Source organism: Paenibacillus sp. FSL F4-0122, from assembly GCF_038002845.1.
In the GTDB taxonomy this organism is placed as follows: domain Bacteria; phylum Bacillota; class Bacilli; order Paenibacillales; family Paenibacillaceae; genus Paenibacillus_AQ; species Paenibacillus_AQ odorifer.
The window spans coordinates 5,900,003-5,915,697 of record NZ_JBBODI010000001.1 but is presented as its reverse complement, the minus strand read 5'-3'; the positions used below and the strand labels follow the sequence as shown (position 1 = coordinate 5,915,697).

General features: G+C 48.6%; 14 protein-coding genes. All 14 read left to right on the top strand.

The annotated features are described in order from the left end of the window. Positions 1-4 precede the first annotated feature (4 nt). The 14 genes from MHH49_RS25800 (at position 5) to MHH49_RS25735 (ending at position 15,692) form a co-directional block, all read left to right on the top strand. Positions 5-862, top strand: coding sequence for a transporter substrate-binding domain-containing protein (locus MHH49_RS25800; RefSeq protein WP_036677286.1), 858 nt, complete (start codon positions 5-7; stop codon positions 860-862). Between the two features lie 33 nt (positions 863-895). Next, positions 896-1,681, top strand: a complete 786-nt coding sequence (locus MHH49_RS25795; protein ID WP_341138630.1) for an amino acid ABC transporter permease — start codon at positions 896-898, stop codon at positions 1,679-1,681. Beyond that, positions 1,678-2,388, top strand: a complete 711-nt coding sequence (locus tag MHH49_RS25790; RefSeq protein ID WP_036677282.1) for an amino acid ABC transporter permease — start codon at positions 1,678-1,680, stop codon at positions 2,386-2,388. The genes MHH49_RS25795 and MHH49_RS25790 overlap by 4 nt, the downstream gene beginning before the upstream one ends. Next, the gene (locus MHH49_RS25785; RefSeq protein WP_076099209.1) at positions 2,385-3,137 is read left to right on the top strand and encodes an amino acid ABC transporter ATP-binding protein; all 753 of its coding nucleotides are present in this window, start codon (positions 2,385-2,387) and stop codon (positions 3,135-3,137) included. The genes MHH49_RS25790 and MHH49_RS25785 overlap by 4 nt, the downstream gene beginning before the upstream one ends. An 11-nt stretch (positions 3,138-3,148) precedes the next feature. Beyond that, positions 3,149-4,165, top strand: a complete 1,017-nt coding sequence (locus MHH49_RS25780) for an LLM class flavin-dependent oxidoreductase (protein WP_341138629.1) — start codon at positions 3,149-3,151, stop codon at positions 4,163-4,165. A 53-nt stretch (positions 4,166-4,218) separates the two neighbouring features. Continuing rightward, positions 4,219-5,400, top strand: coding sequence for an amidohydrolase (locus MHH49_RS25775; protein ID WP_341138628.1), 1,182 nt, complete (start codon positions 4,219-4,221; stop codon positions 5,398-5,400). Then, a complete protein-coding gene (solA, locus tag MHH49_RS25770) occupies positions 5,397-6,569 on the top strand; it encodes an N-methyl-L-tryptophan oxidase (protein WP_036677273.1) in 1,173 nt (390 codons plus the stop codon). Before MHH49_RS25775 ends, solA begins: the two co-directional genes overlap by 4 nt. Beyond that, on the top strand, positions 6,569-7,048 hold the full coding sequence (locus tag MHH49_RS25765) for a DinB family protein (RefSeq protein ID WP_036677271.1): 480 nt from the start codon (positions 6,569-6,571) through the stop codon (positions 7,046-7,048). Before solA ends, MHH49_RS25765 begins: the two co-directional genes overlap by 1 nt. A 75-nt stretch (positions 7,049-7,123) precedes the next feature. Next, positions 7,124-8,470, top strand: coding sequence for an LLM class flavin-dependent oxidoreductase (locus tag MHH49_RS25760; protein ID WP_036677270.1), 1,347 nt, complete (start codon positions 7,124-7,126; stop codon positions 8,468-8,470). 211 nt (positions 8,471-8,681) lie between these two features. Further along, entirely contained in the window at positions 8,682-9,575 is an 894-nt protein-coding gene (locus MHH49_RS25755) for an ABC transporter permease (protein ID WP_341138627.1), read from the top strand. A gap of 6 nt (positions 9,576-9,581) precedes the next feature. Further along, complete coding sequence (locus tag MHH49_RS25750) at positions 9,582-10,478, top strand: carbohydrate ABC transporter permease (protein ID WP_036677267.1); 897 nt, start codon at positions 9,582-9,584, stop codon at positions 10,476-10,478. Between the two features lie 31 nt (positions 10,479-10,509). Beyond that, on the top strand, positions 10,510-12,195 hold the full coding sequence (locus tag MHH49_RS25745) for a hypothetical protein (RefSeq protein WP_076144084.1): 1,686 nt from the start codon (positions 10,510-10,512) through the stop codon (positions 12,193-12,195). 102 nt (positions 12,196-12,297) lie between these two features. Next, positions 12,298-14,088 (top strand): cache domain-containing sensor histidine kinase, encoded by a 1,791-nt coding sequence (locus tag MHH49_RS25740; protein WP_341138626.1) that lies wholly within the window; start codon positions 12,298-12,300, stop codon positions 14,086-14,088. Continuing rightward, positions 14,088-15,692: a response regulator gene (locus tag MHH49_RS25735; RefSeq protein ID WP_076272575.1), complete on the top strand. Its 1,605-nt coding sequence runs from the start codon at positions 14,088-14,090 to the stop codon at positions 15,690-15,692. The genes MHH49_RS25740 and MHH49_RS25735 overlap by 1 nt, the downstream gene beginning before the upstream one ends. Positions 15,693-15,695 lie beyond the last annotated feature (3 nt).

The following is a 15,695-nucleotide window of genomic DNA, read 5'->3' as shown; positions in this document are numbered from 1 at the left end:
AACAATGAAAAAGTCCATTTCACTAGTATTTGCATCGATATTGACACTGGCGATTGCCGGCTGCGGAAACAACAGTAACAGCGCTAGCAGCAATCAGAAGGGAAATGCAGCAGAAGCTGCGGCACCGGCAAAGGATTCGGCAAAGGTAACTAAGATCATTGTGGGCACGGGTACTGCTTTTCCGAAAGTCTGCTTCATAGATGAGAACGGCAAACTCACCGGATTTGATGTGGAACTGCTCAAAGAAATCGATAAGCAGCTGCCAGAATATGAATTCGAATTTCAAACCATGGATTTCAGCAATCTGCTCCTGAGCCTGGAAACCAAAAAAATCGATTTGGTCGCCCATGTCATGGAGAAAAATCCGGAACGGGAGCTGAAGTACTCTTTTAACAAAGAAGCCTATGCCCACTGGAGAAACCGCATTGTAGTGGCAAAGGATAATAATTCAATCCAATCGCTTGATGATCTCAAAGGGAAAAAGGTGCTTGTAGGTGCAACGAGTGCACAAGCACAAATACTCGAGAACTACAATAAAGAGAATGACAATGCGATTGATATCGTGTATCAGAATGGTGCAGCGAATGATACCGTCGCACAAATCAGTACTGGGCGTGTGGACGCAACGCTGGCTGCAGATTTTGTCCTGCCGATCATTGATCCGCAGAATCAGCTAAAAGCAACGGGCGACGAGTTGTCCTCCGCGGACATTCTCTATGTTTTCCGTAAGGATGATGCCGATTCGCAAAAGCTTTCAGATGCGATTGACAGTGCGATTAAAGAGCTGAAGACAGACGGCACACTAGGCAAGCTTAGTACGGAATGGTTGGGTGCGGATGTTACAGCGGATTCGGTTAAATGATTGAGCCGGTGAGCACGGGAAGGGAGGGAATATATGGGCGCACAGTTTGATATCAGCTTTGTATTTTCGTTTTTGCCTAAGTTACTAGGGACTTTAAGCACCACGCTTCTGATTGTCGCCTGTTCTCTACTGACAGGAATTATTGTCGGCTTTCTCGTAGCTCTGCCAAGACTTTATAAAGTACCTGTGTTAAAAACCATCTCCGAAATCTATATTTCTTTTTTTCGGGGAACTCCGATCCTTATCCAGCTCTTCTTGTTTTATTATGGTCTGCCCGAAATTATGAAGCTGGTTCATGTCGATATGACCCGGACTCCCGTGCTTGTTTTTGTGATACTTACTTACGGGCTGCATACGGGGGCATACATGTCCGAAATGATCAGAGCTTCTGTAATGGCGGTGGATAAGGGGCAGGTAGAGGCTGCTTATGCTACAGGAATGACGGGGTTTCAAGCCTTTACGCGAATCGTGCTGCCGCAGGCGCTCGGAATCGCAGTTCCGGTATTCTCCAATCTGGTGATTGCTCTACTGAAAGATACGTCATTGGCCTTTACTCTTGGAGTGATGGAAATGTCAGGCAAAGCACAGACGCTAGGCAGCTTAACTCAGCATTTTATTGAAACGTATATCGCGCTTGCGCTAATCTATCTGGTCATCAGCTTTACAATCGAGAAACTGCTGCTTATAGCAGAACGCCGGCTGCTGCGGCATGAGAAACGGAATACACCGGAGAAAAAATCGTTCAAAATCAACAAAAGCTGGTCCTACCGCCGCATCATTGCTGAACTTGGACCGGGTAAAGGAGGTGGCAGGTTATGAAGCTGGATCCTTCTTTTATCTGGACTGCTCTGGTGCAAATTCTAAGTGCAATTCCTGTGACCTTATCTATTACTGTTGTCTCAGTACTCATTGGATTTGTGATTGGTGTGGCTGTAGCGTTGATCCGGATATACAGAATTCCGCTGCTGTATCCGCTGGCTGTCGGTTATGTTACGTTCATTCGCGGGACACCGATGCTGACACATCTTTTGCTCATCTATTTTGGGCTTCCCGTATTAATCGATGGTCTGGCGGTACAGTTCGGCTGGAGCTTCAGGTCGGTATCGATTCCCATGATCGGTTTTGCCTATATTTCGTTCTCGATTACAGCGGGAGCCTATATGTCCGAAGTCGTCCGTTCAGGTCTGCTTGCGGTGGATCGCGGTCAGTTGGAAGCGGCACATTCAATCGGCATGACCACGCCCCAGGCACTGCGGCGGATTGTTTTTCCTCAGGCGCTGGCGGCGAGTCTGCCCAATCTGTCAAATTCGGTAATTGGTATGCTGCATGGATCTACCCTTGCTTTTACCGTTTCGGTGGTGGATATCAATGCTAAGGCGCAAATTGTTGCTTCAACGAACTGGAAGTTTTTTGAGGCTTATCTGGCGGCAGCACTGATTTTCTGGGGACTTACGTTCCTGATCGAACGCGTGACGTCGCTGATTGAAAAAAGAATTAATCTGTACAATCGAGGTGGAGTAGCATGATCAAGCTTGCGCAAATTTCGAAGTCATTCGGTCGGAATCAGGTGCTCAACAATATAGATTTAACGGTGACGAAAGGTGAAGTTGTCGTCATTCTCGGTCCCAGCGGCTCAGGCAAAACGACACTTTTACGCTGTGTGAATTATCTGGAGAAGCCAAGCAGCGGAGAGATCGCCATCGGCGATTTCAAAGTGAACTGCAAGCACGCCCGTAAAAAGGAGATTCATCTGCTCCGGCAAAAAACGGCAATGGTGTTCCAGCAGTACAATTTATTCCGCCATAAAACCGCGCTGGAGAACGTGATGGAGGGACTGCTGATTGTCAAAAAGCTTCCGAAGGAAGAAGCGAAAAAGCGGAGTATTGCTCTACTTGAAAAGGTTGGTCTTGGCAGCAAGCTGGACGCCTATCCAAGTCAGCTGTCCGGAGGCCAGCAGCAGCGGGTTGGCATTGCCCGTGCCTTGGCACTCGAGCCGGAGGTTATATTGTTCGACGAACCCACATCGGCGTTGGACCCAGAGTTAGTGGGTGAGGTGCTGGCCGTCATCCGTAAAATTGCTAAGGAAGGCATCACAATGATTGTGGTGACTCATGAAATGGGCTTTGCTCGTGATGTGGCGAATCATGTGGTTTTTATGGACGGAGGCGTCATTGTTGAAGAAGGGACTCCGGCAGAGCTGTTTAACCATCCGCGCGAAGAAAGAACGAAGCAGTTCCTGAAGCGGATCACACCTGAATTTAACTATTCCATATAGGAGGAAAAACAATGGCTATTACAATCAGCGTACTTGATCAAAGTCCGATCTATCCGGGAGAAACGCCGGAGGAAGCATTCCAGCATACGATCAAGCTGGCACAATTGTCCGAAGAGCTTGGATTCCACCGGTTCTGGGTTTCAGAGCATCATGACTCCGAGCAGGTAGCCGGCTCTTCCCCGGAAGTACTTATCTCACATCTTCTGGCTAAAACAGAGCGAATCCGCATTGGCTCCGGTGGCATCATGCTCCAGCATTACAGCCCGTATAAGGTAGCGGAGAACTTCAATGTGCTGTCTACACTGGCTCCTGGACGAGTGGATCTCGGTGTGGGACGTGCTCCCGGTGGACTCCCGCGCAGCACACAGGCACTGCAGCAGGGAAAAGCTGAAACCCCAGACCTTACGGGCAAAATCATCGAGCTGGAAAAGTATGTACATAACCGACTCGAAGAAAACCATCCGCTGGCAGGATTGAAGGCAGGTCCCCTTCCTGGTATTCCTCCCGAGCTGTATGTCCTTGGCGCGAGTGTAAGCAGCGCGGAAATTGCCGCTGAACTGGGGTTACCGTACGTATTCTCCCTGTTTATTAACAGCGATAAGGCGGTAGCGCTGGATGCCATTCGTGCTTACCGCAGCGGTTTCGCTTCTTCACAGGGCAGACAACCGCAAGCGATTATCGCTTTAGCGTTAGTGGTGGCTGAGACTGAGGAGGGAGCGAAAGAACTGGCAGGTGCGCATAAGCTGATCCGGATTCAACTGGCGAGCGGGAAGAAGCTGACAGTAGGGACCTTGGAACAGGCGGAGGAATTTGCCCGCCAGAGCAATGAAGCCTACACGATTGAAGAGCTGGAACCGGAGATTACCAAGGGAACAAAATCATCTGTCCGTGAACAGTTGTTGGAACTTTCAGAGGCATCCGGTGTCGAGGAGTTCATCATAACGACGAATGTACAGCCCTTTGACAAACGGCTCCGATCCTTTGAGCTACTGAGCGAAGCAATCGCTGAAGTGGCTGCAGAGGCATAAAGCGGGCGGGCTCGGTATCACACAGGAAATCGTGTAAAGGAGGGTGACTGTATATGACAAGTAAAGCTAAAGAGTTGAGTGTGGATGCGCTTGAAGAAGAATTAATCGGGATACGCCGTCATCTGCACCGGCACCCGGAACTGTCCAATGAAGAATATGGCACAACAGAATATATTATTTCCCTGCTGGAGCGGGCAGGAGTCAGGATCGTAGAATACGGTCTGTCTACCGGCGTGATCGCAGAGATTGGCGGCAAAAATCCTGGTTCGGTCATCGCACTGCGCGCAGATATTGATGCCTTGCCAATCCAGGAGGAAAGCGGAGTATCCTTTGTTTCATTATATCCCGGCAAAATGCATGCCTGCGGGCATGATTTCCATACGGCTGCCTTGATGGGTGCCGCCTATCAATTGAAACAGCGAGAGCAGCAATTACAGGGAACGGTGCGCCTGTTATTCCAACCAGCGGAGGAGAAGGCACAGGGTGCACAGCGAATCATTGCTAGCGGGGCACTAGAAGACGTCCGGGCAGTGATCGGGCTGCATAACAAGCCAGACCTGCCAGTCGGAACCATCGGTATTAAGGGTGGTCCTTTAATGGCAGCAGCTGACGGGTTTGTGATTGAAGTGCAGGGTGGCAGTTCTCATGCTGCCGTTCCGGAAGCTGGCATAGACCCGATTGTAGCGGCTTCGCATATTGTGACGGCATTCCAGTCCATTGTAAGTCGCAATGTCAGTCCACTGCAGAGTGCGGTGGTCAGTGTGACGCAGATTCACAGCGGCAATTCATGGAACATTATCCCCGAAAAAGCCGTGCTTGAAGGGACGATCCGCACCTTTGATGAAACGGTGCGCAGCAAAGTGCTGAACCGGTTTCAGGAAGTGGCGGTCGGTGTAGCAGCGGCTCTTGGAGCAGAAGCTACCGTTCGCTGGATAGAAGGGCCACCTCCGGTTATCAACGACCCCTCCCTAGCAGCGCTTGGAGTTGAATCGGTCGAAGCTCTTGGTTACCGAGAGATTCAGCCAGAGCTTTCTCTGGCTGGAGAGGATTTCGCCTTCTATCAGCGCGTGGTACCCGGACTGTTCGTTTTTGTTGGTACTGAAGGAAGCCAGGAATGGCATCATCCGGCCTTCAATCTGGATGAACGTGCACTCCCTGTGGCAGCACGTTTCCTTGCGGATGTAGCTGTTCGTTCCCTAGTGCAGTACAGTCCCGATGGAGGTGCAGAATTATAGCTGAATATAACAGTTACGATGTAATTATCGTCGGCGCAGGCTCGATGGGCATGAGCGCCGGTTACTATCTTGCGAGGCGCGGAGTGAAGACGCTGCTAATTGATGCCTTTGATCCTCCACATACACAGGGAAGCCATCACGGGGAAACCCGGCTGATCCGGCACGCTTACAGTGGTGATCCCGCTTACATTGATTTGGCTCTGCGGGCAGATCGTTTATGGAAAGAAGCCGAGCAGTTGAGCGGAATAGAACTGCTTGTCCGCTCGGGCGTATTGAATCTAGCAGATAGTGCAGTGTATTCCTTCAGCGGTCGTCTCGCGGAAGCGAAGAAACGGAAGGTGCAGGTTCAGCATCTGGATGCCGGAGAGGTCCGGCGGCGCTGGCCGGGATTGAACATTCCAGAAACATTCGCAGCAATGTATGAACCAGATGCCGGGTATTTGTACAGCGAGCGCTGTATCTCCGCCTACCGCCAGCTTGCCCTTGGACAGGGTGCGGAGCTGTTGACGAACACTTCGGTAGTAAACATCACCGCCCGCGAAGGCAGTGTGACAGTTCATACAACAAATGGCGATTATCACGGAGCGTCAGCTATCCTTAGTGCCGGAGCCTGGTTTGGTGCGTTGGCGCCTTTTGTGCATTTGCCAATCAAGGCGATCCGCAAAGTTGTGGGCTGGTTTGAGAGCTCACCTGCTTTTGCAGCCGGTAACTTCCCTGGCTTCACGCTAGGGGCTGAGGAAGGTGGCTATTATGGCTTTCCCAGCATTGATGGAACCGGTCTGAAGATCGGCCGGCACGATACGGGGCTGGAATGGAAACCAGGCACACTACTTGCTCCCTTTGGCAGTGAAGCCAGCGATGAGCAAGACCTTCGTAGAGTACTGGAGTCTTATATGCCGGGTGCAGCTGGCCGATTACTTAAAGGTTCTGTATGCAAATATGAGCATACGCCTGATGAAGATTTCATTATTGACCGCCATCCGCTCCACTCCAATGTGCTGGTAGCCGGAGGGTTCTCAGGGCATGGTTTTAAATTTTCTAGTGTTGTAGGTGAAATACTTGCTGATATGGCGACAAGTGGAGCTACCAACCACAACATCCAACCTTTTTCGTTATCACGTTTTGCACCTGATCATTCGCAAGCAGGCTTTATATTGGAGGGGATTTAATGAGCAAAGTTCAAATCAGTAATTTTTTAAGTACTTACAACCAGCTGGTGCATGCAACTGCAGGGTTAACAGAGGAACAGCTGAAATGGAAGGCGGAACCAACAAGTTGGAGTGTCACTGAGGTGCTGGCTCATCTAGCTGATCACAGCATTGTGGTTTCGTTCCGCATCCGTGATATTCTCGCTGCTACAACTGCGCAGCTGCCAGTCTTCAATCAGGACGCTTGGGTCAGCGGCCAGTACGCCAACAGTGGTTATGCTTCCGATAGCCTGGAGTTGTTCCGCAGCCTGCTTTATTATAACAGTCTATTGTTTGAACGGCTCAGCGCAGAGGATTGGGAGAAAAGCGGGATTAACTTCAAGGGGGAGATCGTGAAAATTTCCGATATCGTCCATAGCTTCACCGCACATGTGGAAAGGCATCTTGGCCAGATCGAGCGAATCAAGCAGGGCGCTGCCAATGCATCGTTCGTGCAATAAATGCTTATAAAGTGAGTTTTGCACAAAGTAAAACCTGGGAATCGTATGCTCACAAAACTTTTAGGAGGAATGAACATGACCAAACCAAAACAACTGAAGCTAGGCGCACTGCTGCATGGAGTAGGAGGCAGCACGTCGATGTGGCGCCATTCTGATGCTAAGCCGGATGCAAGTGTAAACTTTGAATTATACAAAGCGTGGGTACAGAAGGCAGAAGAAGGCAAGCTGGATCTGATCTTCATCGCAGACGGTTTGTACATTAATGAAAAGTCCATTCCCCATTTCCTTAACCGGTTTGAGCCGCTGACCATCCTTAGCGCACTCGCCGCCGTCAGCACCAACATCGGTCTGGTTGGTACCCTGTCCACCTCCTACAGTGAACCGTTTACTGTCGCGCGTCAATTCGGCTCACTGGATGTAATCAGCGGAGGCCGGGCCGGCTGGAATGTGGTGACTTCACCGCTGGAAGGCTCTGCCTCTAATTACAGCAAAAAAGAGCATCCTGACCATGGCAAGCGCTACCGCATTGCTACCGAATATTTGCAGGTGACGCGCGGATTATGGGATTCCTGGGAAGATGATGCGTTTGTCCGAGACAAGGAATCAGGTGTATTCTTTGATCCGCAAAAAATGCATACCCTGGACCATCAAGGTGAGTTCTTCTCCGTGAAGGGACCGCTCAATATTGCTCGTTCGAAGCAGGGGCAGCCAGTCGTGTTTCAGGCAGGTTCCTCAGAAGTTGGTAAAAATTACGCCTCAAAGGAAGCGGATGCTATCTTCACTGGCCACGAAACGCTAGAAGATGCCCAGGCATTCTATAGCGATGTTAAGACACGGGTAGCTTCATTTGACCGGGATCCGAATGAGGTGCTGATCTTTCCTGGCATTGCACCAATCATTGGCGACACACCAGAGGAAGCAGAGCGCAAATATCAGGAGGTTGCTGGTCTCGTGACGATTGAGAATGCACTGAACTATTTGGGCAGATTCTTCGAGCATCATGATTTCTCGCAATATCCGCTGGATGCACCGTTCCCTGAGCTTGGCGAGTTGGGGCGCAATAGTTTTCAGAGCGGCACGGATAAAATCAAAAAGGACGCGAAGGAGAGAGGCTTAACACTAAGACAGGTCGCCTTACAATCCGCTACCCCGCGCAGCAGCTTTATTGGCACACCTGAGCAAGTGGCGGATCAGATTCAAACCTGGTTTGAGGGCGGAGGAGCAGACGGATTTATGATCGCAGCTGCTGTTCCTAACGGACTGGAGGAATTCGTCGATCGGGTAGTGCCGATTCTGCAAGAGCGGGGTCTGTTCCGCACTGAATACGAAAGTAGCACCCTGCGTGGAAATCTCGGTATTCCATTGCCTGAGAACCGCTATTCCAAGGCATCTCAACCGGCAGGGCATAAAGCCATACATTAACAATAATATTAATTTGAATTTCAATATTTAGCTTTCGTCATAAAAAATGTAACGCAGCCGTTTAAGGCTGCGTTTATTTGCGTGCGCGCGGAGCTTGTCTATCAACGTAAGCGCTTTAAATATCCAATCAGAGCAATAGATAACCAATCACTGTTATATAGGCAGGGTTCCCGCTGCACCTTATGATAGAAATATCAAGGAGGGATGTAAATTGTACGCTAAGTTCTACAAGTACCGATGGCAATATTTAATGATTCTTCCGGGAGTTCTGTTGCTATTTCTGTTCAGCTATATTCCGATGGCAGGGATTCAGGTCGCCTTCCGCGACTTTCAGATTGGCACCTCGATCTGGAACAGCGCATGGGTGGGATTAGACAACTTTTCTTTCCTGCAAGATCCCCAGTTTTTAACTGTTGTCAAAAACACGTTATATATATCCGTGCTTAAGTTCATCTTCGGATTCCCGGCACCGATTCTGCTGGCGCTGGTGATTAACGAGGTAACCCGGCCTGTATTTAAACGATTCGTGCAATCGGTCAGCTATTTGCCACATTTTTTCTCATGGATTGTAGTCGCTTACATCCAGCAGTCTTTTCTGACTTTGGATGGTGGGCTGGTCAATCAGTTCATCGAGAAAGCAGGTGGTGATCCCGTATTTTTTCTAGGTTCCACGGAGTGGTTCCGGCCCATGGTTATATTAAGCGGCTTGTGGAAAGAGACCGGCTGGAACACGATTCTCTATCTGGCTGCGATCACAACGATTGATCCGCAATTGTATGAGTCCGCCAAAGTAGAGGGTGCAGGAAAGCTAGCCCAGATTCGGCATATCACCTTCCCGGGTATTCTACCGACAATATCGATTGTGCTAATTCTGAGTATCCCTAGCCTGATTTCAGTAGGGATGGATCAGATTTATCCGCTGATGAATTCTGCTAATCAAGGGGTCGCGGATGTACTGGATACGTATATCATCCGCAACGGATTGCAGCAGGGATATTTTGGGATGGCGACCGCAGTGGGATTGTTATCCTCAGTGATCAGTTTGATATTGGTTGTTTCGACTAATCAGTTATCCAGAAAAATAAATGGTGAAGGATTATGGTGATGGCATATGAAGCTCAGCAGAGGTGAAAAAATAGCTCAATACGTCATCGTCATAGTACTGGCCGGTCTGTGCTTGTCTGTACTATATCCATTCCTGTACATGCTGGCAATCTCACTGAATGACGGTGCAAGTGCGGCCAAAGGTGGCGTGTATCTATGGCCCAAGAATTTCACATTAATTAATTATGAGATTGTATTAGGAAATGAGATTATCCGCCAGTCTTATCTAATTACAATCGCTAGGACAGTCATTGGCACATTCGCAGGACTTATCGTCACACTTCTGGTGGCATTTGGCTTGTCCTACCGCGGTCTTCCATTAAGAAGCACGATACTAGGCTATATTCTTTTAACCATGTTATTCAGTGGAGGACTGGTTCCTTTCTATATTCAGCTTAATAATCTCGGGCTTATCAACACGTTCTGGGTGTATATTTTCCCCGGGCTGTTCTCGGTCTGGAACATGTTTGTCATGCTGAAGTTTATACAGGGAATCCCTGAAGCTCTGGTAGAATCCGCTGAACTAGATGGAGCCGGTCCTGTTCGTACTCTGATTCAGATTATTATTCCACTCTCTCAACCTATGCTTGCAGCGCTGGGACTGTTTACCGCAGTGGGACACTGGAATGATTGGTTCGCCGGTGCTTTCTTCGTCACGAAGCAGAATCTGATTCCGGTGCAGACCTTCCTGCAGCAATTGCTCGCTGCTCAGGATTTATCCGCTGTCCTTGGCTCAAATACCAACCAGGAAGCTTTGGCGAGAAGCTCACAAATGCAGAATATTACGCTGATGTCGATTAAGATGGCAGTCGTTATGGTGAGTGCAATCCCCATCCTGTGCGTGTATCCGTTCCTGCAGAAATATTTTGTGAAAGGAGTTCTTGTAGGGTCAGTAAAAGGTTGATCTACAATAATAGAACAGGGGGAATTAAACAATGATGATCAAAAAAACGGGTCTAGTCGCCTTGGCTGCAGCAACCTTACTGATGTCTATTGCCGGATGCTCCGGATCAGGTGGGAATACTGCGAACAAGCCTGGAAGTGACAATGAAACGTCAAATAACCAGCCCGCCAGTGGCTCGACTTCCTTTAATCTCTGGCTCGGATGGACGGCAACCATCAATAATGATAGTTTGGTCCAGAAATATTGGCGTGAACAGGAGCCTGGAGTAAATGTGAAGCTGGAAACCACTCAAGGCGACGCGATGACTGCACTTAATTTGAAGATAAACACTGGCGGCTTTGAGGATGCAGCTATCTTCAGCCGAAACGAAACGGTCAAAAGCGCGATGAACCGGTCGAAGCAGCTTATGCCGCTAGAGCAGTATTTCGACATGCCTGACAAATATCCAGGACTTGCGTCTATTCCAAAGCAGTATCTGGAACTTATGAAGGATAATGAGGGCCATATCTGGTCCATCCCTACCTGGTTTGACCAAAACCCGGAAGATCCGTGGCCAGGTTGGGCATCTCAAGCCTGGATTGTCAGAAGTGATGTGCTGGAGAAAACAGGTATGACCAAAGAGGACTTAGCAACGTTAGAAGGAGTTGAGACCTTCCTTCGGAAAGCTGCAGAAGAGAAGGATGCTTCCGGCAAATCGCTGATTCCTCTATCATTCCTGATGGACACTAGTGATAATCTGGGCTGGAGCGATGAAAACGCAATTTTGACAGCATTTGGGGTGACTACAGCAGGTAATGGCGTTGACAAACGCGGCGATGATTTTGTATTCGCTTACGACGATCCCAATTATAAAGCAGCTTATCAATGGATGAACAAGATGTACCAGGAGAAGTTGATCGATCCAGAGGTCGTTACCAGCAAAAAAGAACAGTATACAGAAAAGAACAAATCAGGTCGTATTGCCTTCAATGTCGGCAGCTTCTGGAACATTCCTGCCTCTGCCTGGGAGACATTGGACGGCCCAACAGAGCCGGGGTGGTTTTACGAAGCGATCCCTTTTCCTAAAGTGGATGGTGTAGAGAAAGTCGGGATTAATCAGGTTACCAATCCGAATCCAGGCTATGATGTCTATGTTAGTGAAAAAACTAAAAATCTGGAAGCTATTCTGAAATTCTTCGATTATACCTTGCAGCCGAAACCTGAACAGCAGCAGGTCATTAATGAAGGACCGGCGGGATTATACTGGGATTGGATTGATCAACCGTTGGGCAAATGGAAATTCACAGACGAAACCTACAAGACGAGCCGCAATTCCGGAGACACCGCACAAAAAGCTAAAGTCACCCCGGAGCTTTACATGACTGCCTCTTACAGCAATGAATGGTACCCATGGTGGAACACAGAGGATGCAGGAAAAGCCGGAGCTGCTAAGACAATTAAGTTCACAGAAGCTATCGGCAAAATGGGAACGATCCGCGTGGCAGAGTCTTATGATCTATTCCAGATGAAACAGGGCGGCGCATGGGAGAAATATTCACCGGAGATCGAAAATATCCGCAAGGAATATCGAGCCAAGCTTTTAATGGCCAAAGACGAGGGGCAATTCGAGAAGAATTGGAGCGATTTCCAAGCAGCACTAGAGAAGCGTGGGCACTGGAGTGAAGTCAAGCAGGAGTGGCTGGATACGTACAAGGAGGAAGTAACCGCCTTGCAATAGACAACCGTGATGCTCTTTCAGTCGCGGATCTTAAACGATAAAAAATTAATGGAGCACCTCTCACTTGGAGGGGGCTCCCTTTGCACTTCATGGGGGAAATCTATGATTAAACAACAAATAGAGAAATGGATCATCCGTATGACCCGTTCTATGAACCTGAGGAGTAAGATTGTATTATTCTACGGACTAATTGTATTTCTCCCCACCGTACTGCTGGCTGCAGGTGCAGGGTACATGATGCTTCATACGGTGCGGGCCAATTATATGCTTACGATCAGGGAAGCCGTTCGGCAAAGTGCGCAGAGTATTGAATTCAGGAAGCAAAGCTATGATCTGCTGGCTACCCGGACGGCTACGGATGGTGAGCTGATCTCTAGATTAGCCAGGGACTATGCGGATATCGATGAACAATTGGGTACGGTCAATTATGTGGACCGTTCCTTTCTGCTCACCAGTAAATACTTGCCAGGTATTGAGAATTTCCGGATCTATCATACCAACGATACACTAGTGCAAGATGGAGGGCTTCTGTGGAAGCCGGAAGAACGGAGCCTTTCGGGAATTCGAGAGCGGGAATGGTATACGAAAATGCTTCGCACAACAGACAATCTGGTATGGACTAATGCAGCTGACGACAGGACTAAGCTAGTGGTATCCCATAAAATTCTGAACGCATATGGAGATGTTTACGGGATTGTGTACCTGTTACTGAACTATAACGGTGTCTTCATGGAATCGTTCGAGCATCCTTTTGAAGGGGCCGGAGAATTGTATATTGTTGACGACAACGAACGCATTATTGCATCCTCGGAGCCCTCTGAAATTGGCAGCCGGTTATCCTCATCCTCCTTAGGTCAGTACTGGAATAACTCGTTGGAAACATCGGCGACAAAAAGCGGGATGATGCTGATCACTCAGGAGATTAAGTCTGGCTGGACGGTTGCCGCGCTTGTGCATCTTGACCGACTGGAGGAGCAGTCTACGCGGATTATGTACTATATCGGAGCAGGTATTGCATTTTTCCTGCTGTTGTCCATCTTTCTAATCATGATTGTACTTAAAAATGTGATTTGGCGGATCCGCAAGCTGGGCATCCGAATGACAGATATCTCACAGGGCTATTTCGAAGTTACAGTGAGAAACCGTGACAACGATGAGCTGGGTGAACTTGAGATATTGTTCAATTCCATGTCTGGCCGTTTGAGAAAACTGGTCGCAGAACATACAGAGGCCATGCTCAAAGAGCGGGAGCAATCATTTAGGGCGTTGCAGGCACAGATTAACCCTCATTTCATCTATAATTCGCTAAGTCTGATCCGTTGGCGGGCATTAGATCAGCAGGACGAATTGCAAATCCGAACCATAGATGCGCTGACGACATTCTATCGGCTGGCACTCAATAACCGGGTTAATGTGACGCTGATCCGTGACGAAATTGAGCATCTTAAGGCGTATATCGAAATTCAGCAGCTGCGTTATCCCGGTCAGGTATCCGTAGAGTGGCTGGTAGAGCCTGACGTTCTTGACCTGTACAGCATTAAGCTGATTCTACAGCCAACGGTCGAGAACTGTTATCTGCACGGGGGCATCACAACTAGAACTCATGCTTTTATACAAATTACGATCAAACGAGTGGAGAATACGGTGCAGTTTCAGATTTTTGATAATGGAAAAGGGATTGGCAGTGAGAAGCTGGAACAGATCCGTACCGGCAGCTACACGGGGACGCAAAACGGATTCGGGATGAACAATATCCGTGAACGTCTTGCATTGTATTTTGGCACAGAGGGCGGCTTTGAGATTGACAGTGTAGAAGACGAATGGACTTGTGTAACCATTGATATCCCTGTTTGCAAGGAAAGTCCTGAGATAAAAAAGGGGGATGGAGCTTAATGCGGGCATTAATTGTCGACGACGAGCCTATGCAGATTCAAGGGCTTCTTCGTCATATTGGCTGGAAAGCTCTGGGGTATGAGGAACCGTTAACTGCATTATCTGGTGAAGAAGCACTAACAATCCTAGGAGAAACTCCTGTGGATGTGCTGATCGCTGACGTCTCGATGCCCGGTATGACAGGGATCGAACTGCTCGCCAGATGCAGAGCGGATTATCCGTTACTCCAGTCTTTACAGACTGTGATGATCAGTGGATATGACGAGTTTGAATTTGTGCAGGAGGCTATACATCTGGGAGCTAAAGCTTACGTTCTGAAGCCCATCAAGACGGAAGAACTCGAAATGAAACTGGCTGCGTTCAGAGAAGTAGTTGAGAAGAAAAAACAGATTGAACAGGAAACCACTGTACTTAGGGAGAAAGTTACAGAGAGCTATGAGGTGCTGCAGGAACGTTTCGTCAAAGATATGGTCGAAGGCTGGATCCACAGTGATGAGCTGCTCGAATCCTGGCGGCGTCTGCTGGATCTGCCTAATGGGGAATGGCAGGCAACTTTATTCCTGTTCGGATATGACCGCAGGTTCCTAGATAATCCGCATGATGCCAAGGATCGGATCCTGCTTAGCGAAGGGCTATTGAACTGCGTTAAGACTGGTCTATCTGGCTTCTCCGGTACCTATATAGGGAAGACAGGAGCGGATGAACTGGCCGTCATTGTGCTGAACGCAACGCCATTGGTGCGGGCAAGACTTGAGAAGCAGCTTGCGTTTATCCAAGATATCCTAAGAGAGCAGTATAAAGCCTCCGTCTCGGTCGGAATTAGCAGAGAGTGCTTGTTCTGGACGGAAATACCGTTGCTGTATAAGGAAGTAAGGCATATGATGACCGGTGCCAGGCTGGCCGGCTACGGACAAATCCTCTATTTCGACCGGAACTTGATGAATGAATATCATGATTTCCGGTTGCGTGAAGAATACATTCCGGAAATCGTTAAGCTACTGGACAGAGGAGAGAGCGATAAAGCTTCCGCTTATTTCAATCATGCTTTCGAAGTGTTACTTGCGCGAGAGCCTGTATCCTTTTCCTATGTGCAGGCTTTCGGAATGGGTTTGCTTAGCGAACTAGCCAGAAAACTGAAGCGTATACATGAGAAGGATACAGAGTTGAACATCCTCATGTGGCAGCGGTTGATCGACTGTACAGGCGTAGATGAAGTCAGGAAGGTCGTACTGGAATATTTGGCGCAATATGCTAAGCTTAATCAAAGAGAGCAGGTCGCTCAGCAGCATAACCTTATCCAGCGGGTCGCCTGCCAATTGGAAGAGCATCTGCATGAGAACATGACTGTAAAGCAGCTTGCTGAGCAGTTTCACTTGAATCACAGCTATTTAAGTGTTCTCTTCAAGAAAGAAATGGGCCGGACGATTTCCGATTTCGTGCAGGAAGCGCGTATGAACAAAGCCAAGGAACTACTTCGTGACCCCAATATTAAGGTTTACGAGGTTGCCGAGCAGGTGGGCTTTCAAACCGCGGCTTATTTTGCCTTCCTTTTTAAGAAAACAACCGGCACCACACCTCAGGAGTTCAGAGATTATCATTATTAGGAG